The following is a 22,979-nucleotide window of genomic DNA, read 5'->3' on the forward strand; positions in this document are numbered from 1 at the left end:
CATCTTTCCCTTTGGGGAGGAGCTTCCCTCCAAACCGGAGAAGACCCATGCGTTTTAATCAAGCTCAAATCACACAACCACTGTGCATTGAACTGTTTCCCTATCAGGAGACGCCCCACAATCGATCCAGAGCAGAGTTCAGTGCTATGGCTTCGCAACAGCAAGAGATGAATTGCGAACGCCGGAAGGACTTCCTGAAGCGGTTTGAGGTGCTGAAAGCTACGGGTGATTCCATTCGCTCGTTTCCGGCAGATCTTCGTGGGTCTTTCGCGGGTTATGAGATGCCGCCGGCGCCTCGTTTGACTCTCGATCTTCCTATCACCGCGGCAAGTCATCATCTGTTGGATGAGGTTCCAATAGGCACTCTGGATGACTATGCGAATCTCTGCATGGATGACGACTTGGGGCAACCTACCTTGGCATTGAGCCCGCCTCGAAATGACGGGAACTCAAAAACCTCGGTTACCGGTAATGATCGGACTGTTCAATCTCAGCAGCAATTGGTGGACGATTCCGAGGGGATCGACTGGTCCAATGCTAAGACGGGTGTTGTTCGGCAGGTCGGCCGCTATCGTTACAAGTTTGACCAGAAGGAATCAATGTCGTACCTGGTTCGCCTGGGTCAGCATAACTACGTTTGGGGTATAGACCTTGAGCGTGTCGTGAATCTTCACGGCATCAAGCGTGGTGATCGCATTTCCTTGAAGTGTGTTGGTAAGCAGCCTGTTGAAGTCGAGGTAGATGAGATTCAGCCTGATCAGTCTGTTATCACTGTCAAGAAGTGGGTAGAGCGCAACACCTGGGTAGCAAAGGTTCATCAACGTGCACCTGAGCCACCGCAGGATAAGTAGTAGTTCAGTCAGGGTCGCCATACGGCGGCCCTGGCTGAGTCCTTTTTCGAGAACCACTCGTTGTCAAAAAAGGATTCATCGCGTCCGGATGTTCCGACGCTTGAGTAGCTGATATCAGCATTTAAACACCCAGCGGGGTTTCATACTCCCGCTTGGGGGGTATGGCCTCACTCTCTCTAGGAGTCGCTATGTCCAACATTAACCCAGTTCGAAAATACCTCACGGTTCTCAGTGGCCAGGGAATATCTGTTCCTCCAGAGCTGTTTACATATCTGACTGCTTTGGAGTCACTTCAGGAAGCCGCTGAAACACTCATATCTTCTGCCGACGATACTGGTTGTGACGCCAGCCTAACGGTGGTCGATTCTGGCTATCTCAAACAGGTTCGCAACCAAATCTTTGAACTTGATCGTCCGCTTGAGGCAACCGGCGAAGTGTCGATTCAATTGACGCTATCCACCCTAGACCGCTTTGGCGAGCTCTATGGGGAAATATGGCCGGCGCTCAGCACAGCTGCAATCTCAGAAATCCTGAGTATTGCGGTTCATGCTGCCAATATTCATGGGAAGGGGTTGTATCTGGGCGATGCCCTTGATGAGCTTGTCGAGAGTCTTGAAACTCGTGATCTCTTAAACCACCAAGGTGAGCTGGACCTGTCGAAATGTACCGTTGAAGTAACATTCGATGTCGACACGTCCGATGGCCTTCAGGATCCAGATCTAGGGGCTGCCGTACACGCCCTTACGGGACGTCGCGTATTGATTGATCGCACTCATGTAGCTGGCGCTTCGGCTCTTCACATGAATACGTCGTACCCAAATGCTAGTAAGTACGGCATACCAGAGGTAGCAACAATCCAGGGGGCCAAGGCACTTGCGAGCCATTTTGGACTCGAGCATTCGGCTCTTGAACTCGCAACCGAAGACACCGGTGACGATAGTGCTGATCAAGTTGTTCTCACAGTCAGGATGCCAGCGACAGCAGTGTATCTCGGTGGTATGTCGCTTGTTAGAGATGTTGCCGACCGCAAATTACCAACTGGATTCGACCAATTGAACGCGGATGAGCGGATAAATTTCGTGAATCAGTGTGTAAAAACACAGTTTTCAGAACCTGCCATTTAACCGCGGTGCCCCGACTTACTGAAGGGGCTCGCATCACACATAACCCTGCAGGGCTCTGTCCCTCCTGGGGCGGGGTCTTGCTTCAAACCAGGAGCAAGCCGTGACTCAAATTACTTACCAAAACCCTAATATTCGATTTAGACAAGGCCTCCGGTACCACGGAGCATGGGAGCACGATTGCTGGATCGACGGAAAACAACACAAGCTTGTCGTTGGCGACAATTCCTACGATGGGCGGCGGGAGTACTTCTCAGGGCTGAGTGACGAAGTTCGTTCGGGATGTCGTTGGTCGAAGAGACACGATCTGCTTTACGGACAACAACGTGGTGCCAGATGAGCTTGTAGTGGCGTTCAATGAGTGGCGGCATGTAGTGCATGTTGAAAGGGTGCTACGCCTGACAAGCCAGCCTGAGCGTTATGGGGTGATTCATCCCAACGATCCATCACTGCTCCCATTCCCAACGGTGGTACCTGTCGTCTATCGGCAAGGTGCGGGGTGGATTCGCACCGGCTTAAAGGAGGACATTCAGTGAGCGGCTGTAATTCGCAGGAGGCCATCCAACACGAAGGTCAGATCTCGGTTTTCAGAAGCCCATTCAGTTCAAAGGTACTTTTGGCTGATAAAGCGGTGATTGACCGGTATGGCAATCTTTCCTGGCACGCGCTTTTGCCCGATGACCCGCTGGGGCTGAAGGCAATTGATGAGTATCTGAAACCCGGAAAGTGACACTCAATGTATATCCGTCCCCCTTTGTCGGGGGACGTTTTGAGAACATATCCCAAAGCATGAAGCTGCTCCGGAATACGTTTTCTGTTGTCAGTGTGTACTGACTGGAAAAGCTGAATACTCAGCACCGGCCTATGCCGATTTAACCCCTGCGGGCCTTTTTCCCCGTCGGGGGAGGGGTCCGTCTTCTGGAGATGATCCTATGTTTAATGAATTCACCTTAGCTCACCGTTCGAGTGTTCATTGGTTGCTGTCTTACCAAGGCCGGCACACCTACGAATGTGCTTTCGAGGGTGAGCAGTTCCGAGTAGAGGTGCAAATTGCAAAGGAGCGCTACCCCGAATACTCAAACCTGACCCAGGAATCGTTTGAGCGATCGGTGAACGGTGCTGTCGGGTTCGTGACCTCTGCACCGTCAAGGCTCACTACCGATTTCATCGCAATGTTCAATCGCTTGAGATACGAGGAGTGGTCGGCCCAAGTAAGTGAAATGCTCAAGCAACCGGAACGCTTTAAGGGATTTATCCCTGAAGGATTCAAGGTTTATGTGGGCGCTGTTTACAGCCCGACGGGCTGGATTCGACTACAGAGTTTCGAGGATGTGAGGAACTTGGCCGGCATACCTTTTGACGTGGCCATCGACCCAACGATTGAGATTCAGTGAGTTTCGAAACCTGTTTCATTGGGTTGGAATAACAGTTGTTGAGATTGTCCTTTGATGGTGTCCGCTCTCAACAAAGTAGGAGCCTTTCAGGTCAGACAGGGAGGGCTTTTGTGTGGTATTGCCTGGCTTGCACAGCCTGTGATCACCAGGCACAATCGTTAGCAGTTTCATTCGGCTTGAGCCGACTGTTCTCAGCTGAATTTCCAGCAACTATCTCATCCCATGCGGACGCCATCCGCGGCGGGGCAGCTTTTCGGTAAGAGCTGCATCCTAGGCTAATTGATACCAATCGATTCCACTTTACGGACACCGCTGAGTCACCTCAGATAGGCGTCGTGACGTGGCATGGGTTTAATCACAGCGCGCGTATCAAGCTTTTGGCTTGGTGAGCTCACCATCATAAAACCACCCTCGAGGGAGCGAAGCCCCTCTTGGGCTTGGCTCTCTCTTTCGCAGGAGAGAAACCATGACGTGCATCACCGATACCCAATTCGGATTTCGATTTATTAGCAGCTACCAGGGCGTATTCAGCTATGAAGCTACCATTCCAAATGGACGCTCTGGAGGCGAATGTGTGCGGCTCATGTGCCGTGTGGAACGCCAGCCATACATTCAGCCTGCAACTATTTCTGAGGCTGACTGGGAATTGCAAGTAAATGGAAAGCTTGGAATGGTGACGTGCTATCCACCAGAGCTTCTCACAAACGAGTTTGTTGCGGCTTTCAATCAGTGGCTTTTTGCTGAGTGGCAGCGTGACGTTTCTCAAATCGCAAAATTCCCTGAGATATATGGGCCGTATGAAGGTGGATGCTTTCAGATCCTCGTTGGCGGGAAATTCGAAGTGGAGAAGGGCTGGACGCCGCTTCAGTCCAAGGCCGATGTTGCAAAACTGGCCGGCCTTCCATTTGGAAGCGTTGATGTGATGTAGAAATACTTCGCGTGAGATAGCCCAGATGTCGGGCTTTCTCACGCGTCATCAAAGAGTCCTTTGACCAAGCTGAAAGTCTTGGTGAGAAGATTCATCTGTTGCCTTGAGGCGTCAGAGAAAACTAGCTGGTGTTACCAGCACATCAATCACCCTGCAGGGTTTCATGACCCCGCATTGGGGATATGGCTCTGCTCCATCACGGAGCTGCATCATGAATAACTTACAAGCCTGGATTTCCCATACCAACGATGGTCGGGCAATCGTTTACCTGTCAGCAACCAAGCGCGTTGGGGACATCCCGAATGCATCCCAGGCGACTGCGGGAAGTGTTTTCGAGGCCTTCAAGGCATCGTTTCGGGATTTCAGCAGTGGTCTCCTTTCAGCGCAGGTACCAGTAAATGCAACCCATCTGGGTTGCGTAGTCGATGGTGACGTAGATATTTCCGCTTGTTTGATGTTCCTCGTCAAAGCGGGCTTAAAGAACTACTGGGTCGCAAACTTTGGTCGATTCACTCGATTGAGTGCTCTTTGGTTGCATATCCAAGGTTGTCTTGGCTATTCCGCCGGCGAGTTCCACGTTGTGCACGACGAATACATGCGAGCGGTTATGGCTAATCACTCCAATCTTGACGCCCTTGCACCGCAAGTCCTAGTGATTCTCAATGACGGAAACCCAGTTCAAGTGCAGACGTTTGGCTTGCCGGACATTACTAAAATCACTGTTGTGAACCAGTTGCATCAGGATGACGTGACGTCTGAGGATCCGTTAGATCTGCTAAGGCTTTCGTTCGCCAACGGGCAAGTTGTCGAGTCCGTGAAGGACGTGACGCCTGAAGTTCAGATCGTGAAAAGCATAAAAGATTTGGCTGTTCTGGCCTGACCCTTGAGGGCATCGTCCCTTAGGGGCGTTGCTCCTCCCATTTCTAGGAGTGTGAGATGACAACCGATTCGAATTTGGCCACCCAGAATGAATCTGACGGTGGTATTGGGAGTACGAGTTCTACAGCGCCGGCGATTTTCGTCCGCGATGAAGAGGTTCGCCATACCCTGATTGCGGCTTTGCGCTTTTGGCAAGAGAAGGGGATGTGCGATCCCGTTAATCGATCGGATGAAATGCATGACCTGGCCACAAATGGTGATGAGGTTACGTCCCTATGTGATGTAGATGTCGACCGCCTTGTTGAGGATCTGGTGTGGCCTCCCACGGCTGAAGATTTTAGCGTGCTGCTCAATCCAAAAACCTAAATGTGCCGGCCCTTTTTGGGCCGGCCATAACTTAAGAATTCTTTCCTCTGTCTACGCAAAGGATATAGGCAAGGATTCTTCGACTGCTCATGTGAGCGGACGAGAAAAACAGCTGGCGATCGTCAGCACTTTAAAACCCACAGGGGCAATCATCCCCTTGGGGGTGGTGCTCCTGCTAAACCGGAGTATCACCATGACGACTATTTTAAACGTAACAATTGGCGAATCCAGAAGCGGCGTTGCTCGGGTCTGGATGGAAGGTCAAAAGCTGGTTCACGCGGGCATCAAGATCGGTGCGAAGTACCTGGTTCGAGGCGATGAAACACAAAAGCGCATAGAGCTTGTGCCGGTCGATGATGGTTCGGTTGTAGAGGGTCTTGTGACCGTCTCCAAGCGTGAGCGCAACGGTTTGATCACCCCACTATTGGAGATTCGCACCGAGCTGCTCAAGTCCTTCTATGAGGGCTGCGAGAAAGTTCGTGTGGTGATTCGTAATGGTCGTCTCGCGATCTCAGCGCTGCATGTTGAGATGAAGATTCGCGAACGCGTGGAGCGACTTAAGCAGAAACTGGCCAACAAGGAGAAATTGGCATGTGGCTCGCTGTTTCACGGCGGAGGTGTTCTCGATAAAGCGTTGCACTCAGGCTTGCTAGCTGCCGGAGTAGCAACGTTTATTCAGGTAGGCGTTGAGATAAACGGCGACTATCTGGATGCATCGTTGCGCAACAATCAAGAGCTATGGAGCGCTGACTCGATCGCTGTCTGCTCGGACATTCGCGACCTGGACATGAGCAATGCCATTCCTCAATTGTCGATGGTGGTCGGTGGAGTGCCCTGCACGGGCGCCAGTCGGTCCGGTAAGGCGAAAAATAAGATCAAGCATGCTGAAGAGCACGATTCGGCAGGAACGCTGTTCAACGACTTCCTTGATTTTACAAAAGCCTCCAATCCAGCGGTCATTCTGATTGAAAACGTCAAGGATTATGCGAGTTCGGCCGGCATGGCAGTGATTCGCAGCACCCTGACTTCTAGAGGCTACAAACTGTACGAAACGGTTCTCGTTGGTACGGATTTTGGCGTTCTTGAGGCTCGTGAGCGAATGGTGTTTGTTGCCATTACGAAGGGGCTGGATGTGGACTTTTCTTTCCCTGAGAAGGGTAAGAAAACAACACAGACAGTTGCTGACATTCTTGACAGCGAAATTTCTCTGAGTTCTGACCGCTGGAAAGCGTATGAGTACCTCGCTATCAAGGAGGAGCGCGATAAGGCAAATGGCAAAGGGTTTCGTCGTCAGCTGATCAGCTATGACAGTACATCAGTGGGAACGATGACTCGCGGTTATCAGAAGGTGCGCAGTACAGATCCTCATCTTCAACACCCGGAGAATTCGACCCTCTCCCGTCTCTTCACACCGCTTGAGCATGCCCGTTTGAAAGGTGTTCCCCAAAGTCTTATTGAGGGGCTTTCAGAAACAACGGCGCATGAACTCTTAGGTCAATCTGTTATTGGGCCGGTCTTTGAAGCGGTGGGATATAGCCTCGGTCTGGCGCTGACAAATCAAAAGCCTAAGCCCGTTTTCAACGAGCTGGTTGTATCCGGTGTGATTGATTTTCCTGGTCAGGAGACTGCTGAGAATGGCGTTACTGATTGGGATGTAATTCTGGAAGTAGGGAATAAAGCAGATCAGGTGCCGCAGTTAATCACCAGTCAGCCTTCCCCCTCCCAGGTAGCGCTAGAGTTCGCCTAGCAAATTCTGAACCTTGTTTGCGCTGGTGTTCATCGTTAACTACGTGAGGTCGAACTGACCTTATTTTCTACCCTGACGGGCATTCATCCCGTCAGGGGTGCGTGTCCGCCTTAGCCATAGGTGCCATGCATGAACCCAATACTCCTTGCAGCCCGGATGATGGGCGATCGGAAGATGACTCGACGTGGGACTGCCAAGACGGAGTCCTGTACGATTTTTCTTTGGGAGCTTGATGACGGAAAGGTGATTGAGTTGATTCGTGATACGCCAATCTCAGGTACTCACTGCTTTCGTAGTGTGAAGGAGCGAGGTGAGCCTTTTGAGACTCTCCTCAACTACTACGAGCGGGGGCACGCACGGGTTTTCTCACCCAATCGCTTTATGGCGGCTTGATCTGGTTTCACCTGTCCTTTGGGGCGGGTGAAGCCTCTACCATCTCGCGATCTCTTGTCGTATAGTTTTGCTGAGGCTTCACAGCCTTATCTGCATAGCTGGATGATCAGCACTCTTGTTAACACCACCATCCTCACGATTTCTTTCCCAAGCATGCTTTGCGAAAGCAATTGTCTCTCGCAGTCGTTGCTCGGCTGCAGATCGCTAAGCTGACAGCAATTCAGCATTTCTCAATCAACTTCAAAAACCCAATGGGGGTATCACTCCCATTGGGTGTGGTGCCCTCCTAAACCGGAGTGCAAACCATGAAATTTCAATCCTCTGTTCTGTCCTTTCCAAATCGTGGACCTTGGGGTGACAACAAGTACCGTGGCAACTGCAGTGGGCATGTCATCCGAGGTTTCTTCGAGACCTATCACCGGAACAAAGAAGGTTTAGCCTTTGATCCAAGCATCGGCGGTGGGACGTCAGTAGACGTAGCCAAAGAATTGGGGCTTCGTTTCAAAGGGACAGACCTCCACCAAGGGTTCAATCTTCTTCTCGACGACGTAGGACAGTTTCTTGGAGAGGAGGCCCACAGCTGTTTTTGGCACCCGGCCTACCTGGATATGATCACGTACAGTGGAAATATGTGGGGAGAGCCAAACAAATGGGACATGAGCCGCATGGCCATGAACGATTTTGTTGAAGCACTTGAGCTTGCGATCATGAACATCCACGACGCGATGGAGCGGGGCGGTATTTATGGAATCCTCATGGGTAATTTGAGGAGGAAAGGGGAGTATTACAACCTGTCTTCATTGGTCGAGCGGGTCGCTCCAGGAAAGCTGATTGATGAGATTATCAAGACTCAGCACAATTGCTTATCCGATCAAAGATCCTATGGAAATATCGTCAGGATAAGCCACGAAAAATTGCTAGTTTTTCGAAAGGATCAAAGTTCGCTACTCTTCCTGGCCAAGGTTGATCGTCGCGCGTCATCGATGATTGGCACTACTTGGAGAGCTGCAGTTCGGCGAATTCTGCAGGGTGGGAAGGTGATGCACTTGCGGGAAATAAATGAATTGATTGCGCCTTACGCTCAGACACGGGCCAATCAACATTGGGAAGCGAAAATCCGCCAGGTCTGTCAAGACGCTCGATTTTTTGAGCGTGTTGCGCCAGGCACCTATCGACTCGCTGCCTAGAGAATGAATCTCACATCACTCCGGTTAACCGGAGTGATGAAGAGACCGCTTCGGCAAGAGCAAATTGCTCAAGCGGTTTCAATCAGACCAATGCGCGTCTGATCTGAAAAGCTGTTCATCTTGATCAGCACATAAACCAACCGACGGGGTTTGGCACTCCGTTTGGGGTGTTAGCTCCGTCCATTTCTGGAGTTAACACATGAAAAAACTTGAATTGTTGGGGGAGTACTTCGCCCACATCCTAATGGGCATCGTATTTTTCGTAATACTTGCTCTCGCTAGTCTGCTGATCTCAGTTGTAACCCACTGGGTCGGTGGCTTTGAGGCTGGCAAACATCTCGTTCCCTTCCTCGGGTTCATAGAATCTTTGCTTTTGGTAGCGGACTGCGTGTTCGTTTCTTGGTGGGTGCTTTTTTCTACCTGGAAGGCATGCAAAGAGCTGCGTGGCTGAGTCTGACTCAATGAGGCGGCTCAAGCTCGCCTACCAAACAAACAGGAAATACAGAGGGATTCGCCAATGGATAACTTCATCCGTGGCTTCAAGCGTGGCGTCAAGCAATCTTCAATTGGTTACTGGGCACCTGCTGTAGCGTTATGGGTACTGTTGAAGAACACAACCATCAACCTGGTGGATAGTGTTTCAAGACTCGACTCTTAGGCTTTCCTGCTTCAAATCCGCCGCGGTCCAACTCACAATTGCACTGCAGCACTTCCTGTCCGCAAGGGCAGGATCTGATCGCATCCTGGGGCACAAGCCCTAGGATGCTGATTCGGAAACCGCTTTGGAAATTCAACGAATTTCCAAAGTGGTTTTAGCTGGTAACAAAGAATCTTCTGCCCGGTCATGTGACCAGGTTGAGTAGTGAAGCTGAGCACTTTCTCTTCAGCATTCCAAAACCCGCAGGGACATCCATCCCTGTGGGGTGGTGACCTCCCTGCATCTGCTATGGAGGTACCTATGGAGAATAATTCGTCTCCGCACAAGAAACCGTGGTATGCGCCTTTGGCTCATTTCGCGGCGCACTCGATCATCGGGAGCGGCATCTTCGTCATCGTGGCTACACCCGCGGTTGCGCTCGGCTGGCTCGTGCACACACTTAAGGAATACCACGTTGATGAGTTCACGATCAGCGTCCTTTCAGTGCTTGAACGAACCATCCTAATGGTCGACTGTGCTTTGTTTCTTTCACATTTAGCCTTTACGGCGCTCAGTGCGTTTAAGGAGATGAAGGATGGCGAGTAATACAAGTTGGATCGTTGATAGCTTCGATGAGTTTGCCAAAGCGGCTCTTGAAGCGCCGGCGATCTATTTCGCTCCCGCACGTGGAGCGATTCAAGGGGTGGTTCAGCAATGGCGCAAGTTGCGTGAAAGAAACGGACCACGTGGCGACACCCCAAAGCGGGCCTGATTGCATTGTCTGACGTAGTCTCAAGGAGTATGCTCAAATCATGAACGTAGCGAGGAGCTCATCATGGTTCGGAAACACCTTGTAGACTTCGTCAAAGGCTTTGCAGCTGAGTTTGCCGTTGCTGCCAAAGCTGCTCCGGCGATTTTCTTCGCACCTGTAGTGGGCGCAAAAGCTGTACGCCAGCAAGCAAAAAAGAACCGCTGATAGCTCAAATCTGCCCCTCTTCGAGGGGCAACTTCTTTCCCTCCCAATCGGGTTCCACCCCGTTTGTGGTCGCCTCCTCTAGGGCAGTCGATTCTCATTTGATTTCTTCACTCATCTAATTCGATGGGTTTAATATCGACATTTTTCAGGCAACTTCTGTTGGATGTCGATATTGAATCCCACCTGGAAGCAATGCGTTTTCTAGGCTGATAGTCAGCTGCAGCTCTATGCAGCAATCACTTTGGCATTCGCCAATTCACCCATGGGGGTTCTTATCCCCTGTGGGCATGAGATCTCCTTTTTCCGGAGGTCCCTATGAACATTTTTGAACAGCTTGAAGCAGCAGGCTTGAATTCCGCTGCAGCAACCCTGCCTGGACGAGTTGCGCGCATGATGTCCAATGGAATTGAATGCAGCGCAGAAGACACTCTTACGTTGGTTGAGAGGCAAACATTGCTTTCCATTCAATGTCGGATGCGACTGGTCAAGGTTTCAACTCAAGCTGAGCTCGATGAGCACGGCCGCCTTGTGAACCTTCTTGTCCAGTACACCAGTGAATCCAGAGAATGGCTTCTCACGCAGCCGCTTCTTCGACTTCATATGATGTTCGAGGCTGTGGAAGCAACCTGGTAACAAACCGCACCTTGGTGCATTTACAGCTGCAGTTTGCAGCAAACCCAGTCGGGGCCTCTCCCGATTGGGAGCGGTCTCGGCATCAACTGTTGGAGGCCCTATGCATTATGAACCTGTCCACAAACTGACAGATGACCTGCAGCTTCGGTATTCACACTATCGTGAAATCATCGAGCAGCGTAAGCGTCGGTTGTTCCCAAACGGGGAGGAGGAGGGATTCGCAGATTCCCTTCTGCTGGATCGAAGAGATCGTCCTCACTACCTGGCGGCTTTGGCTGGAATTTCTCAGCTGGAGATCGATGCAGGGCTCGGTGAGCGCGGAATCACTACCACGGAGCATCTTCGTGAGCATATTGAGTTGGTTCACCAGATCTCGGCGGAATGTCGCAATGTTCCTGCATCCGAGTTGCGGCTTTATAGTTTGGATTTACTCCGGGCGATGAAAGCTGAAATGGTGGATGTTCGAAAGAGTGCGTAAGTGATAGAAGCGGGGGATTTCCCCCGCTTTCTTCTCTCAATACCTGGTGCTATATTTCAACACAGCTGATTCAGCACCTCTCATGCCGGCAGGCAAATCGTCATTTCCTATTTCTGAATTGCTTTGGAAAACCAGTTTTTCCAAAGCAAGATTCTTCCTCTCGCCTGTGCGATTGGAGATATCGCAAGCTGCGCGATTCGTTGCAGCACATAACTGCCCATTCGGGCTACACAACCCTGCAGGGTCTTACCCCCTGTAGGGGTGGGTTCTGCATCTTGAATATGAGGTGCACCATGTTCGATTTGATCATCATCATTGTCGACTTCGTTTTCGACATCATGTGAAACCGATCTGGGCCGGGGTCTACCGCTTCCTTGAAGCGATAGACCCTTAGGTCTTGAGTCTATTTCCGCAAACCAGTGTTGCGAAAGTAGATTCCAGAAGACGCCCTGTGGCTTCTTCTTGATAGGCAGCTGACCCTCGTAGTCAGCACTCGGCATCAGCCGCTCCCGATGGGGTTCCTCCCTCATTGGGGAGGCACTTCATCTCCATTCTGGAGGTGTTCATGATCAATTCTGAAAATCCACGTCTACCCGTATTACGGCATGTACGTGGCCAAGGCCATCTCGAAAGCATTTCGACCTTGATTTGCTCCAGCCTGGCACTGGAGGTTCTGCATGAGCAATAAGCCCAAGCAACCACAGCAGCCTATTGTCCCCAAGCCAATAGATCGGGTTGGACATCATCTTGATGCGCTCACTGATGATCGTTTTGTTGATCTGATGAGCAGTTTGTGTGGAATTCCTTCGAAGCCCAAGGCGGGTGGAAAATGAAGAAATTTCCCAGGCTGATCGAGCTCCTCCGCGAAACCATGAATCTTACTCTTGGTGAAGCTGAAGCCCTCACAAGGGGAGTCGAGGCTGAAGCGGTATCAAGATGTGGCGGAAGGGATAAAGTTGTTCGGCGAGCTTTCGCTCTTCGACAAAATCTGGCGGTGTCTCGACTCATGCGTCGATATCCGGCCGCCGCTGATAAGACGGTATATGCGATCGATCGAGGCTACACCGGTCGACGACGTGTGCTGATTCACGACGGAGCGGTTGTTTCTCACGGCAATCAGCAGTGGGAGACTTTTCTCTCCAGCTTCAATAAATAAAACTGACCATCCCTATCAGGGGCTTTTTGCCCCGGTGGGGTGAGAAGCCTCCATTACTGGAGTTCTTCTATGTCTATGAATCATTCAATCAAAACAGCAATGACTCGTCACTTAACAGCGAAGGGGTATCCAACGGATGACATCCGTTATTCCCTAAGTAGCTGCCAGGGTGACGGAGCGAGCTTTGCAGGCGAGCTTGATATTGTGACCCTGGCCAAGCGGTTGGTCCCACAGTACTCGGAGGAGATTTGGAAAGGCCTCCAGCTTGACGAAAAGCTTGCGATCAATCGGATCAGTAGCTGTCGTTATGTCCATGAACGATCCACCTCTTTAAGCCATGACGCTAAATGCGTTGAGCTCACTGAGGCACACGAGTTGGGCGGCGCAGCGCAGCGGGTAGCTTTCCACGGTCTGGTTCAGGCTTTGGAGGCAGACATTGTCGATACCGGCAGTGAGCTCGCATCACTGGGCTACAAAATCATAGAGGCCTATCCAAGTGAGGAAAAACTGATTCGACGCTTCTCAAGGCGAAATTTCAGAGTCGAAGTCTATAAGTTCTCAGACGAGCGCTATGACATTTTTGGTGAAGCAACCTCCACCGATGAGCTCGACTTGGTCATACAGGAAGTCCTGGATGGAAAAATCGAAGCGCTCGGATTAGAGGTTCGAATCGAGATGCTAGACGATGATGGCGAAGAAGTTGCAACTCTGGCCATGAGTGTTTTTGAAGGGTTCTCTAGGGACTCGTCAATCTCTGGGCTGTGTCCACACAGTCGGTCTTTGGTGCGTGAAGCAATAGTCGAAGCTCGAGAAACGTACACCAAACTTCTTAAGCCGCGATTGCGGCAAGCAGCATAAAACAATCCCATGGGGGTCTCTGGCCCCCTTGGGGCGGAGTACCTCCAGTCACTTTTCCCCCGGCTTCGGGGCTTCCCCAAGCTCCCGTGTCGGAGGCTTTGGGAAGTCCCGAGTTGGGCTTTTCTGGAGGTACATGATGAGAAACTTAAAAGCAGAGGTTGTTCGTAATGCAGCGAAGCAGAAGGGATGGGATTCGATACTACAGAGCCTATGCCCCGAGATTGAAACTCGTGCATTCGACAAACCTGGCCGTCACGTCCGGTGCCCCGTCCATGGAAAACCAAGTCGGGGTGGTGATGGTTTCAGGTTCTTAAACAAGAAAATTCCGTTCGCGGACGCAGGTGGAGGGGTTTGCAATACGTGCGGGTTATTTCCGGACGGTTTCGCACTTCTCCAATGGCTTAAGCGCATTGATTTCGCAGATGCTGTTGCATTGGTCGGAGATGAACTGGGCATCCGCTCAACTGACGACGAGCATGCACAGGAGCGTATCAATCGCGAAAACAAGTCCAAGCTTGATGAGCGACGTAGAGAGTTTGAGGAGAAGGAAAGGTCTTCAAACCTTTACCTTCGATCACGGCTCAACCAGATCTGGTCGGAGACGTTACCTTTAACTCATACCGATGCAGAGCCGGCGCGACTTTACCTAGCAAGTCGAAAGATTCTTTGCTGGGACAAGCCAGGTGCTGCACGTGTAGTGAGGTTTCATCCAAGGCTGGCCAGCTACAACGAAGACGGGGAGTTTGAGGGTGAGTTTCCCGGAATCGTGGCAAAGGTCACCAGAGATGGAGTGCCAATAACGCTTCACAGGTATTTTCTGACTGATAAAGGTCTGAAGGCCCCGGTGGAGAGCTCAAAAAAGATGTGCTCGTATCCAACCGATAGGTTGGTGACGGGAGGCGGAATCATCATCGGCAACATGGATGCAGAGGTTGTCCATGTGTGTGAGGGGCTAGAAACTGCTTGGGCAATCGAGACAGGTATGGATCAGGAAATTGATGTTTTTCCTACCGTTAATGCGACATTGCTTGAAAGTTTCACACCAGGACCAAACACAAAGATGGTGGTGATTTGGGCTGATAAAGACAGGTCTGGACGCGGTGAAGAGGCAGCCTTGGAGCTAAAACGGCGCCTATGGGAGAAAGGTATTAAGGCTCAGATCATGATGCCTTCGCTGCCTATCGCTGATGGTGATAAATCTGTCGACTGGAATGATGTTTTGATCCAGCTCGGCCGTATGGGCTTCCCTAAGCGAAGGAGGGCGGTGGCTTGAGTCAGTGCCTCGACTTCGACCCAAGGGTGGTCGTAACTGATCCTGGTAGCTGTGAGTCATGTCCTTTCTCGCCACCCGCCGATTTTATCGGTGGGTCGGCGGATTACCGACTGTTGATGGTTCGCCGGTTCAGGGTTCCATCGACACGTCGCATCATCATGGATCATGCAAGATCCTTAGAGGAGGGCGGTATCACTGTTACGGGACGATATGCTGTAGCTGCAGTCGAGATTCTCTCTCGGATTTGCGCTGCGGAAACCACAATGAGAAGGGCCAGCTGATGCTGGCCCTTTTTTTTTGTCGCCACTAACCGTCTGTCTGTAGAATTACAATTGCAATGTACGATAAGCGTGGTCTCATGAAGTGAGTCCAACAGAGAATTTACATGACCTTCAAAGTCGTCAAAGTCAGCACATCAGCAACCGCGCAGCCAGGCGTCTATCAAGTTCTGTTTAATGGCGATGACCGGTTCTTTCGTTCGATTGAGATTCACGTGTCCCGTGACTTCGGGCCGAACACGCTAGATTTTATTGAAATCTACGGGCTCTGGTGCTGCTTGGTGTGGCTTGAGCTTGCCGGCTCTGGGCGCACATCTCGAAATCTGAAAATCGTTGTTTCACGTGGCGCTGTAAAGCGCCTCCTTATGGTCACGAGTTCAAAGGAGGAGCTGTATCAGCATGCGTATGCGCTGCGTACTCAACTCTTCGGTCTTCATGACATATCGGTTGAGAAGGGAGAAGGGTGGACAGCTGAATCTCATCCGGGTATCAGCGTCAAATGGGATGGCAAACCTCCACCCCAGCCTTCAATTGACAATCCATTTTTTGGAAAGATTTTCCTGACCTATCACTCCGCTGTTGAGTACCTGGACGAGACCAATGGCGAGTGCAAGGAGGAGAATGTTTTCGCCAGATTGAGCCGCCTGGTGCGGGATGCAGATCGGGAAGCAGCGCTCCCAGATAAGGAGGCGGGTTACAAGGCTCGGCGGTATGGCAGCTCTCAAGATGGCGTTCGATACCTGAACAACTCAGCAGGTTGGCAAATTGTTGTCCGACCAACAGAAAACAAGGACGCGCTCGTCGCATTGACGGTGTATCAAAGGCAGGCATAGCGGAATAGCAAATGGATAGGCTTAAGCAACACGTTGAACGGTTTATGGACGATCTAGTCTCGCTGCTAAAAATAACAGACCCCACGGCATGGGAAGCAGGGAAGGAAATCTTCGAGTGCTCGGTTGATAGAGATCAGTTAGCAGTTGACTACCTGATAGGGCAGCCAGTAATTCTGCAGAACATTTCACAACGGGCGCTATGCTCAGCAGGCTTTTCCGAGAGCTCCTTCGTACAGCGAATCTCCAATGGGGGGGTATATCGACTGCAGGCCAGGCAGATCACCTACGATGACCGCGGCCTTCCTCTTGCAGTTCAATTGGTAGGTGTTCCAGTACATCACGTCGGCCGCGATGTACCCCTTGAAGGGCCCAACCTGATCGGTCGCCTTGACGAATTCGTGAGTATGGAGACAGGCAAGCAGATTCACGGATCTGAGTTACTCGATCTGCTTTAGCTCGGGTGTCGCCTGCGGAAGTTCGGCAATCGTTGGAGGCTAACCGCAAGCAGGTTTGGCAGGTTCTGTCCGCTTCCAACGAAGTGTTGCTATCGACTTGAACTGCTGAATTCTCAATGAGCCACGAACGTTGCGGGCCTTTGAACCAGGCTCCGCAATCCTCGAAATGACCTTGTCACGTGGCGCCTCATAGATAGCGATCGCGTTGAAGTTGAAATCCAACAGTACCAGCATGACCGCATCAAATTCCTTCGTGACGTCGATACTCCCCAAGCGGCCCATAGCTGAAGTGGAAGTCACACACCGCCCTTTGATCTGGATCTTCCATGTGTGCCCTGAACGCACCTCAGTGGCGTCGTAGCCTGATTGTCGGGCATCGCTTAGGGTTAGCCCGAGAAGATGCGCAGCTTCAAACTCAGCAACTTCGCCTGTGATACCCAAAGGCTTCCCTGTGAGGGCGCGATATTTCTGCGCAACGATTTTTGCTTGTCCCAGAAGATTCAGTATTTCGTTCGAGTCTGACAAGGATGCCTGGCCTGTATATCGCTTGGGGCTGGAATATTACCGGTCTTCGATGACAAGATATTTGTTAGAGCGATGACGCTCCTCATCCCGGCTGTTGTAATACTTGTCTACCGTGGTGGCCAAGCTCTGGTGGCGCAGATCAGCCTGGAGATCTTTGTGGTCACGCACTTTTGCATCGGCTGTCGCAGATGTGTGACGGAGCCAATGAAGCGATGCTGAACGGAGGTTCTTAATATCGTCATCAGGGAAGCCATCCGCACGCATGCGTTCCAGGGCGAAATCGAAGACTTCCTGAACAAGGGTCCTAATATGGCCCTCTGACAAACCTGCACGGCCTGTGACGGACTGTAGGAGTGGCGCAGAATCATCAGGAGACGGTCTAGGAGAGAGATTTAGGAATCGCCTGTAGCGGTCCATCCAGACGTTTATGTACTCGTCCTTGACGCTAATTTTTGCTGATTTGTTGCCCTTGCCAATGACGTGAAACCACCAGTTTCCATGATCATCCTTCCTGAAATCACTCATCATGGGTTGCCAGTTATCCCTTCCAACTATATCGGAAACGCGGAGATACATTGAATAGATGGTAGCAATGATGAAAAGGGTGCGTTCGTAATGCTTTTGTTTGGTCTCAAGAAGCTCAAGTTTGGTCTTAAGCGCCTTTCTATCCTCTTCGTCTAGCTCTTCGATGTCCGCTTTGGCTGCTGCTTGGGCTATGGCTTCTGTTTTCGCTTCGTCTGATGCTTGATCAGCCATTAATTTCGCTGTCTCTAGGACGAAACTCCATTGCAGCACGGTCAAAGCCTTCGATTGTTCGTCGGCCACAACCCGTTGTTTGTACTTTGATTTCTGTTTGATTGCGCGGATAGGGTTGGCGTTATCTGAGAGACCTTCGTCAGCTGCCCATTGAAAGAAGCTACCGCACACAGCAAAGATTTGTGCGATTGAGTCCTGTTTCATCCTGTAAGGTTTAACCTCGGGCTCTTTGTTTTGCTCTTGGGCAAGCTTGAGATCAGATTTTTTGACTGTCAGAAAAAATGGTCGCCACTCAGCGTTCACTGTGAAAGTGTCTGTGGGTTTGGGGGTGCGTCCGCCAACACGCTGATAGCGAGCCTTTACGACTGGGCCGATCCAGTCTACAGGTGGTTTTATGCAAAACTCCATGAAGCGTTCGCCATCTTGGCGGGTCATTTCCAAGAGCGGTTTTTTGCAAACCAGAAGGGTCCAGAGCAGCAGGCGCTCGACGTGGGTGCGGTAGGAATTGAAGGTAGCCGAATTGCCTTCGTAAGAGCGCAGGAAACTCCTGACCGCTCGATAGCCATCGATGGCACGGAGATCATCCGGGAAGGATTCCAGGTAGCTGATGACTACCGGTTGTTCTTGAGCTAAGTTGTTGTGGTTAAGCTCAAGGAATCGATCATGCGATTCGAATAAAGGGATCAGCTTAGCGGCCATGAAATTTCCGTTTTTGGATTCCATTAAAGACGGAGAAATCTTACTCGGATTTTAGGACCCCTGTAAAATACGGTTCTACACATTATCGAATATTACACAGGTGTGGAGGGCGCCCCCTATCACCTTCGATGTTCATTCCAACCTTCTACAGTTGCATTCAGTTCAGACCAAACATCGTGCAAATCATCTTCGTAGGATTCGCCTCCTAGTTGCCGCGAAGATACTTGCCCTGCGACTTCGGAAAGTCTCCTCTGAAATTCACAAATTGGGATTACGATCTCGCTAGGAATGTGCTGTACATGGGATACAGATGCAGGAGGTTCTTTTCCGTTCTTTTTAGATGACGAACTGTAGCGGGACCAAGTTTCAGTGGTTTCAATCTTGCTCATGTCGTGGATTAACGAAACTAATCCATCAGGTGGTGACGGTAGGTCTTGCTGGCTGCTGGCCGTAATGGAGTGGTCAAGCAAAACTTTAAGATTATGGCTCCTATTTATTGCGTCTAGCATTCTTTTAGAGGGCCGGTATGTGGACCGACCGAGTTCAAAGCGCAGATCTGCTATATGTGTCAGCCACCCCAATATCCCCTTAATCATCAACTCAATTGTGTGACGCTGAAGGTAGAAGCCAGGCAAACCGATCGCATCAAGGGAGCCCGTCTCTTTGCCCTTGTCGATCAACAGTTCTGCAGCGTGGAGGTACGCCTCGAAGTAATTCGGCTGTCTCCAGAAGCCCCCAATCCGTGCGATACCATCCGCTAGATCGCGCTCAACAAGCCCTGGCTCTTTTCCGCCAATCATCACATTCGAGGCGTCCGTTAACGCATAAAGCGGCTGATCAAAAATTGGCATTGCATTCTCGTGGCTTGAGTAAGATTTACCAGGGGTTTTCGCCTGGCCGGGTGAGGTCCTAACATTCTGTCTGGATGATAGCTAGAAGGTCAGAGAGATGAATTCGTCTAGCATCCTCATCCAGCATCTCTGACGCATTCCAGACGGCCTCAAATTTTGGCCTGATTTCCGTAGTAAGCCTCTTGCAATCACCGGTGGTAAGCCGGCGGCCGAGCAGCGTGACCGCAGGCTTTGCTAGATCCACCCAGCCATCGCTTCCATCCTCTTCGTAGATGAATTTGAGTTTTGTATCTGTCATGCGGCACGCGCCGTCGACCCTTATACGCTTTCGATTGTCCCAAAAAACGCACAGATATTCATTCTTGTCTGTGGTGTCAAGCACGTCTGGCCATGTTTCAAATGCCCATCGTTCGGTCCCCTCTCCACCTCCAGCACCGTCACCATGTTCCAGGGTTTCCTGTTTGTCGTGTTGCTCCTTGCGAGCGTCCGCCTCGGGGCCTGGCCTCGACGTATAGAGCAACGCAAAAGCATCCCGTCCCTCGAGGTCAGAGATCGAATAATTTTCAAAAGAGAATGGCCCCTTTTTTCCGTAATCCGGGCGACCGTTACGATTTCTCTTGTATGCCTCTGCTGCGTCTATTAGGTCCTGGTTGGTTATTTCTCGTGTATCTCTCGACGACCAAAGTTGTTCAAACCATTTCTGCGCTGAACCAACCTCCGATTTTTCGGTGGTGTGGATTGCTGCTTCCAACCAATGGGCGAGTTCTGATCCTTCAAAACCTAAACCGTTGGCTGATAGATTCGCAGATCCGATGATAGCCTGGGATGGCCCGACGATTACTTTTGCGTGAAGGCGATCGCACTGAAGGATTTGAACGTGTTTTAATTTTTTTGCGCGAGCGACCAACATTTTGATAACCGCGGGGTTTGTCCCGCCACTTCTGAGATTGCAAATAATACGGAGTGGTTTGTTCCGCTTGGGATGAATTAACTTTTCGGCACCCCTCCCCCAAAATGCCACAGCGACGTCCAACCGGTCCTCGCTAGTAACCATAGAGCGAAAACAATCCTGATACTGGTCGGGCCCAATAAACATTGAGAGTCCTTATTGATCGGTATGATGCATATCTGGCAGTGAAAAAATAGTTGATGCGCCCGTTGGCTACTCGTCGCGATCCGCATTACGTTTGCGCCACTGTGCTTGTCGAGCGGCAACTCGTTCTTTTGGTTCTTTGAGCTTACCTGCCCCTCGCGCTTCTCTGGCCCACTGGGCTTTCGCTTCCCGACGTGCAATTGCTTTCGCTTCGTCGCTCTCCCAGGTCTTTGGGGGGCGGCCACGCTTTTTGGTTGCCGTGAGGATGGGCAAATTATTGCCCACGTTACGCGCGTGCTGCTTTGTGTGAGACTTAATACATTCATTGATTTCTGGAGGAAGGCTTTTCAGCTTATCTAGCTTCGCGATGACCTCCTTAAGGTATCCCTCCTCCCAGTAGCCATCCTCGACTCCTTGTCTAATTTTATTCAGTTCACGATCTACAGCCATTTGACCAAGGCGCTCTAGAACTGGCGCCCCCACCGGGCATACCAATCCATCAACCTGTGTCGACTTGCCTCCTGCAGTGAGGGCGCTCCATGCACTGCAAGCATCGTCCAGATGGTGGTATCCAGGGTCATCATGGAACACGTTATCCTGAAGATATTTGATGGCTTCGCTGTATCGACTTGGGGTGATGGCATCCCGCAGGAAAGTAAGGAAATCGCTAGGTGCCTTTCCATTAAATGCGGATGAATCTTTGCCTGATGGGAGGGTCGTGAGACTGTAGATTTTTTTGGTGCCATCTTTGGAATTTTTAGGTTGTAGCACCTTGATTCGATAGATCGGCCGCGGACAACTAGCCGGCAAGCTCATCGGAGTTGATGGTAGGACTGAGTAGAAGGCTGCAGCACCTCCGCCCTCTAATTCAGCAATTTCGCAGATGGTGATTAGAGCCCTAGAACTGTGTTCGGTCAGCAACCGTTGGAAATCGCGATCAACCGTTTTTTGGAGCTCAATTCTGGCTTCTGCCTCGGTCTTTTCTGATGATGCTAGGCCAAGCAAACGTCGCGCTGTTTCGATAGGAGTGGTGAATACAACCTCCTTGTAGTGCCCGTTCCCTCCTGTGATCTTGGCCATCTTTTCCTTGCCAAAAACATTTTGCGAGACGAGTAGAACGAACCAGAATTCGTCGTTTTTCATCAAGAAAGCTTGCGCTAGTCGCCCATCGTACGAATGGACGACCTCCAATCGGGCTTCAAGATCACCGCCCTTTTGTCGAACTGAATTTGGTCGTTGCAGGTCGAGATACGTAAATCCGTCACCGAGTTCTTTGCGCCGGCGGTCGAACACAATTTGCGCGTCTCTGGCGTTTTCAATTCCCCTTTCGAGATCAACCAAGAGCATTGAAAGGATGCGTTGATTATCATTCAGCAGAGCATCGGAAATCCCTTCAATAATTTTCTTGTCATATTCAGGTTCTGGTGAGTAGCCGCGGGGATCTAGACTACGAAGGCCGATCTGGCCAAACCGGACCGCCTCTAGAACAAATTGCGTGGTCGCAAAGCTGTAACTGTCACTCCTGGTGCAGGATAGTCGAACTAGGAATCTGCCACCGTCATGGCCTTTTTCTTTGGGCCAAATTAGCTCGTGGATGCGCCATGCCCTTTTAAGGTTGACGATATGTTGTCGCGCATATTCATCGTCGCCTTTCAGAAGAAGAAAGTCAGCGAAGGCGTCTGAGTATTCTGCTTTAAAGGCATATTTGGCGGTTGTCAGCGCTGTTCTGGTCGTTGATAGAAAGGTTCTTTTCCTCTCAATGCTTTCGACTGGTACAGGTCCAGGTTTCGTATTGAGGCACGTCCCCCTCCTCCCCTGATCTCGCTTGATGTGCTGATGGACTACGCATGCGGAATCGCTTGTCGATCGGTAAGCCATCCACTTGATCTGAGAATCCATCAAGGTGCATTTGACTAGCATGTCTGTACCGCCGTCTATACGAACGTGCTCAGCGCTGATTTCGGCCTCCACTACCTTCGACTTGGCCATACTGGTCTTCCTGCATAACGTAGACATTAAATGCTGAGTTTATCTCAAGAGGCTGTGCTGCGCTCGGAACATGTCAGAAATTAATCTCGTTAGAAAACGCGCTGTTCGACATAACGTAGACGATAAATGCACGATATCGATTTTTTATTTAAATCCTAAGGTTGATAGGGCCAGATCGGACATTTCATCGGCTCGGGCTGCGTAACGTAGACAATTAAGATGTGACGAGTTCCGTACCCCGGCAGGGTGCCAATTGGCCTCCGTCAGAGGCGCTCGGTCAATAGCATTAAGGCATCAGATCAACAATGCGGTGCTGCGATGCTTCAACTCACGTCTGACCATGGACAGCAGTCCTCAGCTGCGGTTGTGGCCATAAACTACGAAAAACTTCTTGAAGAAACCCTTAAGCGCTTATCTGCCCTGTACGGCGATTACATGACGAGCGAACAGGTCTCTCGCGAGCTTAATTATTCCGAAAATTACTTCAGGAAAAAAATCGGTAATGCTCAATATCAACACCTGGCGTGGGTGAAGGTGATCAACCCAGCACGGAAAAAAAGGGGCAGATTCTGGGTATATGGAACTGCTGCAGTCGCCACTTATCTTGGGCAAGGAAGTTGAAT

30 protein-coding genes are annotated in these 22,979 nt (G+C 50.9%); 24 read left to right on the forward strand and 6 right to left on the reverse strand.

The window, feature by feature from the left end; all coding sequences use genetic code 11:
• The first annotated feature begins 47 nt into the window (after positions 1-47).
• The 16 genes from KW848_RS23695 (at position 48) to KW848_RS23770 (ending at position 11,590) form a co-directional block, all read left to right on the forward strand.
• A complete protein-coding gene (locus KW848_RS23695) occupies positions 48-851 on the forward strand; it encodes a hypothetical protein (protein WP_218538219.1) in 804 nt (267 codons plus the stop codon).
• A gap of 188 nt (positions 852-1,039) precedes the next feature.
• Positions 1,040-1,975, forward strand: a complete 936-nt coding sequence (locus KW848_RS23700; protein ID WP_218538220.1) for a hypothetical protein — start codon at positions 1,040-1,042, stop codon at positions 1,973-1,975.
• Between the two features lie 529 nt (positions 1,976-2,504).
• Positions 2,505-2,702, forward strand: a complete 198-nt coding sequence (locus KW848_RS23705; RefSeq protein WP_218538221.1) for a hypothetical protein — start codon at positions 2,505-2,507, stop codon at positions 2,700-2,702.
• A 202-nt stretch (positions 2,703-2,904) separates the two neighbouring features.
• Entirely contained in the window at positions 2,905-3,366 is a 462-nt protein-coding gene (locus KW848_RS23710; protein ID WP_218538222.1) for a hypothetical protein, read from the forward strand.
• A gap of 466 nt (positions 3,367-3,832) precedes the next feature.
• Complete coding sequence (locus KW848_RS23715) at positions 3,833-4,294, forward strand: hypothetical protein (RefSeq protein ID WP_218538223.1); 462 nt, start codon at positions 3,833-3,835, stop codon at positions 4,292-4,294.
• A 211-nt stretch (positions 4,295-4,505) separates the two neighbouring features.
• Positions 4,506-5,174 (forward strand): hypothetical protein, encoded by a 669-nt coding sequence (locus KW848_RS23720; protein WP_185710095.1) that lies wholly within the window; start codon positions 4,506-4,508, stop codon positions 5,172-5,174.
• Positions 5,175-5,230: 56 nt separating this feature from the next.
• Positions 5,231-5,539: a hypothetical protein gene (locus tag KW848_RS23725; RefSeq protein WP_218538224.1), complete on the forward strand. Its 309-nt coding sequence runs from the start codon at positions 5,231-5,233 to the stop codon at positions 5,537-5,539.
• A gap of 193 nt (positions 5,540-5,732) precedes the next feature.
• Positions 5,733-7,286 carry a DNA cytosine methyltransferase gene (locus KW848_RS23730; protein WP_218538225.1) on the forward strand — a complete coding sequence of 518 codons (1,554 nt, stop codon included), beginning with the start codon at positions 5,733-5,735 and terminating at the stop codon, positions 7,284-7,286.
• Positions 7,287-7,984: 698 nt separating this feature from the next.
• Positions 7,985-8,866, forward strand: a complete 882-nt coding sequence (locus tag KW848_RS23735) for a DNA adenine modification methylase (RefSeq protein ID WP_218538226.1) — start codon at positions 7,985-7,987, stop codon at positions 8,864-8,866.
• Between the two features lie 199 nt (positions 8,867-9,065).
• Positions 9,066-9,317 (forward strand): hypothetical protein, encoded by a 252-nt coding sequence (locus tag KW848_RS23740; protein ID WP_158456555.1) that lies wholly within the window; start codon positions 9,066-9,068, stop codon positions 9,315-9,317.
• Between the two features lie 66 nt (positions 9,318-9,383).
• Entirely contained in the window at positions 9,384-9,524 is a 141-nt protein-coding gene (locus KW848_RS23745) for a hypothetical protein (RefSeq protein ID WP_158491248.1), read from the forward strand.
• A gap of 300 nt (positions 9,525-9,824) precedes the next feature.
• Positions 9,825-10,109 (forward strand): hypothetical protein, encoded by a 285-nt coding sequence (locus tag KW848_RS23750; protein WP_010465784.1) that lies wholly within the window; start codon positions 9,825-9,827, stop codon positions 10,107-10,109.
• A complete protein-coding gene (locus KW848_RS23755; protein ID WP_185710098.1) occupies positions 10,099-10,275 on the forward strand; it encodes a hypothetical protein in 177 nt (58 codons plus the stop codon). Before KW848_RS23750 ends, KW848_RS23755 begins: the two co-directional genes overlap by 11 nt.
• Before the next feature lie 63 nt (positions 10,276-10,338).
• A complete protein-coding gene (locus tag KW848_RS23760) occupies positions 10,339-10,479 on the forward strand; it encodes a hypothetical protein (protein ID WP_218538227.1) in 141 nt (46 codons plus the stop codon).
• Positions 10,480-10,794: 315 nt separating this feature from the next.
• A complete protein-coding gene (locus tag KW848_RS23765) occupies positions 10,795-11,112 on the forward strand; it encodes a hypothetical protein (RefSeq protein ID WP_185710100.1) in 318 nt (105 codons plus the stop codon).
• 100 nt (positions 11,113-11,212) lie between these two features.
• Complete coding sequence (locus tag KW848_RS23770; RefSeq protein ID WP_010465787.1) at positions 11,213-11,590, forward strand: hypothetical protein; 378 nt, start codon at positions 11,213-11,215, stop codon at positions 11,588-11,590.
• 107 nt (positions 11,591-11,697) lie between these two features.
• On the opposite strand, the gene KW848_RS23775 is transcribed toward KW848_RS23770, so the two are convergent.
• Positions 11,698-12,090: a hypothetical protein gene (locus KW848_RS23775; RefSeq protein ID WP_218538228.1), complete on the reverse strand. Its 393-nt coding sequence runs from the start codon at positions 12,088-12,090 to the stop codon at positions 11,698-11,700.
• 65 nt (positions 12,091-12,155) lie between these two features.
• Between KW848_RS23775 and KW848_RS31915 the strand changes: the two genes are divergently transcribed.
• From KW848_RS31915 to KW848_RS23805, 7 genes are all read left to right on the forward strand, one after another.
• A complete protein-coding gene (locus KW848_RS31915) occupies positions 12,156-12,278 on the forward strand; it encodes a hypothetical protein (protein WP_256365258.1) in 123 nt (40 codons plus the stop codon).
• Positions 12,268-12,423 carry a hypothetical protein gene (locus KW848_RS23780; protein WP_218538229.1) on the forward strand — a complete coding sequence of 52 codons (156 nt, stop codon included), beginning with the start codon at positions 12,268-12,270 and terminating at the stop codon, positions 12,421-12,423. Before KW848_RS31915 ends, KW848_RS23780 begins: the two co-directional genes overlap by 11 nt.
• On the forward strand, positions 12,420-12,746 hold the full coding sequence (locus KW848_RS23785; RefSeq protein ID WP_218538230.1) for a hypothetical protein: 327 nt from the start codon (positions 12,420-12,422) through the stop codon (positions 12,744-12,746). The genes KW848_RS23780 and KW848_RS23785 overlap by 4 nt, the downstream gene beginning before the upstream one ends.
• A 69-nt stretch (positions 12,747-12,815) precedes the next feature.
• Positions 12,816-13,604 (forward strand): hypothetical protein, encoded by a 789-nt coding sequence (locus KW848_RS23790; RefSeq protein ID WP_218538231.1) that lies wholly within the window; start codon positions 12,816-12,818, stop codon positions 13,602-13,604.
• A gap of 136 nt (positions 13,605-13,740) precedes the next feature.
• On the forward strand, positions 13,741-14,877 hold the full coding sequence (locus tag KW848_RS23795; protein ID WP_218538232.1) for a toprim domain-containing protein: 1,137 nt from the start codon (positions 13,741-13,743) through the stop codon (positions 14,875-14,877).
• 385 nt (positions 14,878-15,262) lie between these two features.
• Positions 15,263-15,988, forward strand: a complete 726-nt coding sequence (locus KW848_RS23800) for a hypothetical protein (protein WP_218538233.1) — start codon at positions 15,263-15,265, stop codon at positions 15,986-15,988.
• 11 nt (positions 15,989-15,999) lie between these two features.
• Positions 16,000-16,443: a hypothetical protein gene (locus KW848_RS23805; RefSeq protein WP_218538234.1), complete on the forward strand. Its 444-nt coding sequence runs from the start codon at positions 16,000-16,002 to the stop codon at positions 16,441-16,443.
• 39 nt (positions 16,444-16,482) lie between these two features.
• Here the strand turns inward: KW848_RS23805 and KW848_RS23810 are convergent, their stop codons facing one another.
• The 5 genes from KW848_RS23810 to KW848_RS23830 form a co-directional block, all read right to left on the reverse strand.
• A complete protein-coding gene (locus KW848_RS23810) occupies positions 16,483-16,968 on the reverse strand; it encodes a DUF6998 domain-containing protein (protein WP_256365259.1) in 486 nt (161 codons plus the stop codon).
• Positions 16,969-17,004: 36 nt separating this feature from the next.
• Complete coding sequence (locus KW848_RS23815; protein WP_218538235.1) at positions 17,005-18,423, reverse strand: site-specific integrase; 1,419 nt, start codon at positions 18,421-18,423, stop codon at positions 17,005-17,007.
• A 119-nt stretch (positions 18,424-18,542) separates the two neighbouring features.
• The gene (locus KW848_RS23820; protein WP_218538236.1) at positions 18,543-19,274 is read right to left on the reverse strand and encodes a hypothetical protein; all 732 of its coding nucleotides are present in this window, start codon (positions 19,272-19,274) and stop codon (positions 18,543-18,545) included.
• Positions 19,275-19,332: 58 nt separating this feature from the next.
• On the reverse strand, positions 19,333-20,184 hold the full coding sequence (locus KW848_RS23825) for a phospholipase D family protein (RefSeq protein ID WP_375154732.1): 852 nt from the start codon (positions 20,182-20,184) through the stop codon (positions 19,333-19,335).
• A gap of 252 nt (positions 20,185-20,436) precedes the next feature.
• The gene (locus tag KW848_RS23830; protein WP_218538238.1) at positions 20,437-22,356 is read right to left on the reverse strand and encodes a hypothetical protein; all 1,920 of its coding nucleotides are present in this window, start codon (positions 22,354-22,356) and stop codon (positions 20,437-20,439) included.
• A gap of 318 nt (positions 22,357-22,674) precedes the next feature.
• On the opposite strand from KW848_RS23830, the gene KW848_RS23835 reads away from it, so the two are divergent.
• Positions 22,675-22,977 (forward strand): hypothetical protein, encoded by a 303-nt coding sequence (locus tag KW848_RS23835; RefSeq protein ID WP_218538239.1) that lies wholly within the window; start codon positions 22,675-22,677, stop codon positions 22,975-22,977.
• Positions 22,978-22,979 lie beyond the last annotated feature (2 nt).

The organism is Pseudomonas sp. PDM25 (genome assembly GCF_019219045.1).
Taxonomy (GTDB): Bacteria; Pseudomonadota; Gammaproteobacteria; order Pseudomonadales; family Pseudomonadaceae; genus Aquipseudomonas.

Bases quoted from the DNA above. Each gene is read 5' to 3' on its own strand.
- KW848_RS23695 (WP_218538219.1), top strand. From the start codon at position 48: ATGCGTTTTAATCAAGCTCAAATCACACAACCACTGTGCATTGAACTG.
- KW848_RS23700 (WP_218538220.1), top strand. From the start codon at position 1,040: ATGTCCAACATTAACCCAGTTCGAAAATACCTCACGGTTCTCAGTGGC.
- KW848_RS23710 (WP_218538222.1), top strand. From the start codon at position 2,905: ATGTTTAATGAATTCACCTTAGCTCACCGTTCGAGTGTTCATTGGTTG.
- KW848_RS23715 (WP_218538223.1), top strand. From the start codon at position 3,833: ATGACGTGCATCACCGATACCCAATTCGGATTTCGATTTATTAGCAGC.
- KW848_RS23720 (WP_185710095.1), top strand. From the start codon at position 4,506: ATGAATAACTTACAAGCCTGGATTTCCCATACCAACGATGGTCGGGCA.
- KW848_RS23725 (WP_218538224.1), top strand. From the start codon at position 5,231: ATGACAACCGATTCGAATTTGGCCACCCAGAATGAATCTGACGGTGGT.
- KW848_RS23730 (WP_218538225.1), top strand. From the start codon at position 5,733: ATGACGACTATTTTAAACGTAACAATTGGCGAATCCAGAAGCGGCGTT.
- KW848_RS23735 (WP_218538226.1), top strand. From the start codon at position 7,985: ATGAAATTTCAATCCTCTGTTCTGTCCTTTCCAAATCGTGGACCTTGG.
- KW848_RS23740 (WP_158456555.1), top strand. From the start codon at position 9,066: ATGAAAAAACTTGAATTGTTGGGGGAGTACTTCGCCCACATCCTAATG.
- KW848_RS23745 (WP_158491248.1), top strand. From the start codon at position 9,384: ATGGATAACTTCATCCGTGGCTTCAAGCGTGGCGTCAAGCAATCTTCA.
- KW848_RS23750 (WP_010465784.1), top strand. From the start codon at position 9,825: ATGGAGAATAATTCGTCTCCGCACAAGAAACCGTGGTATGCGCCTTTG.
- KW848_RS23755 (WP_185710098.1), top strand. From the start codon at position 10,099: ATGGCGAGTAATACAAGTTGGATCGTTGATAGCTTCGATGAGTTTGCC.
- KW848_RS23760 (WP_218538227.1), top strand. From the start codon at position 10,339: ATGGTTCGGAAACACCTTGTAGACTTCGTCAAAGGCTTTGCAGCTGAG.
- KW848_RS23765 (WP_185710100.1), top strand. From the start codon at position 10,795: ATGAACATTTTTGAACAGCTTGAAGCAGCAGGCTTGAATTCCGCTGCA.
- KW848_RS23770 (WP_010465787.1), top strand. From the start codon at position 11,213: ATGCATTATGAACCTGTCCACAAACTGACAGATGACCTGCAGCTTCGG.
- KW848_RS23775 (WP_218538228.1), bottom strand. From the start codon at position 12,090: ATGCCGAGTGCTGACTACGAGGGTCAGCTGCCTATCAAGAAGAAGCCA.
- KW848_RS31915 (WP_256365258.1), top strand. From the start codon at position 12,156: ATGATCAATTCTGAAAATCCACGTCTACCCGTATTACGGCATGTACGT.
- KW848_RS23780 (WP_218538229.1), top strand. From the start codon at position 12,268: ATGAGCAATAAGCCCAAGCAACCACAGCAGCCTATTGTCCCCAAGCCA.
- KW848_RS23785 (WP_218538230.1), top strand. From the start codon at position 12,420: ATGAAGAAATTTCCCAGGCTGATCGAGCTCCTCCGCGAAACCATGAAT.
- KW848_RS23790 (WP_218538231.1), top strand. From the start codon at position 12,816: ATGTCTATGAATCATTCAATCAAAACAGCAATGACTCGTCACTTAACA.
- KW848_RS23795 (WP_218538232.1), top strand. From the start codon at position 13,741: ATGAGAAACTTAAAAGCAGAGGTTGTTCGTAATGCAGCGAAGCAGAAG.
- KW848_RS23800 (WP_218538233.1), top strand. From the start codon at position 15,263: ATGACCTTCAAAGTCGTCAAAGTCAGCACATCAGCAACCGCGCAGCCA.
- KW848_RS23805 (WP_218538234.1), top strand. From the start codon at position 16,000: ATGGATAGGCTTAAGCAACACGTTGAACGGTTTATGGACGATCTAGTC.
- KW848_RS23815 (WP_218538235.1), bottom strand. From the start codon at position 18,423: ATGGCCGCTAAGCTGATCCCTTTATTCGAATCGCATGATCGATTCCTT.
- KW848_RS23820 (WP_218538236.1), bottom strand. From the start codon at position 19,274: ATGCCAATTTTTGATCAGCCGCTTTATGCGTTAACGGACGCCTCGAAT.
- KW848_RS23825 (WP_375154732.1), bottom strand. From the start codon at position 20,184: ATGTTGGTCGCTCGCGCAAAAAAATTAAAACACGTTCAAATCCTTCAG.
- KW848_RS23830 (WP_218538238.1), bottom strand. From the start codon at position 22,356: ATGGCCAAGTCGAAGGTAGTGGAGGCCGAAATCAGCGCTGAGCACGTT.
- KW848_RS23835 (WP_218538239.1), top strand. From the start codon at position 22,675: ATGCTTCAACTCACGTCTGACCATGGACAGCAGTCCTCAGCTGCGGTT.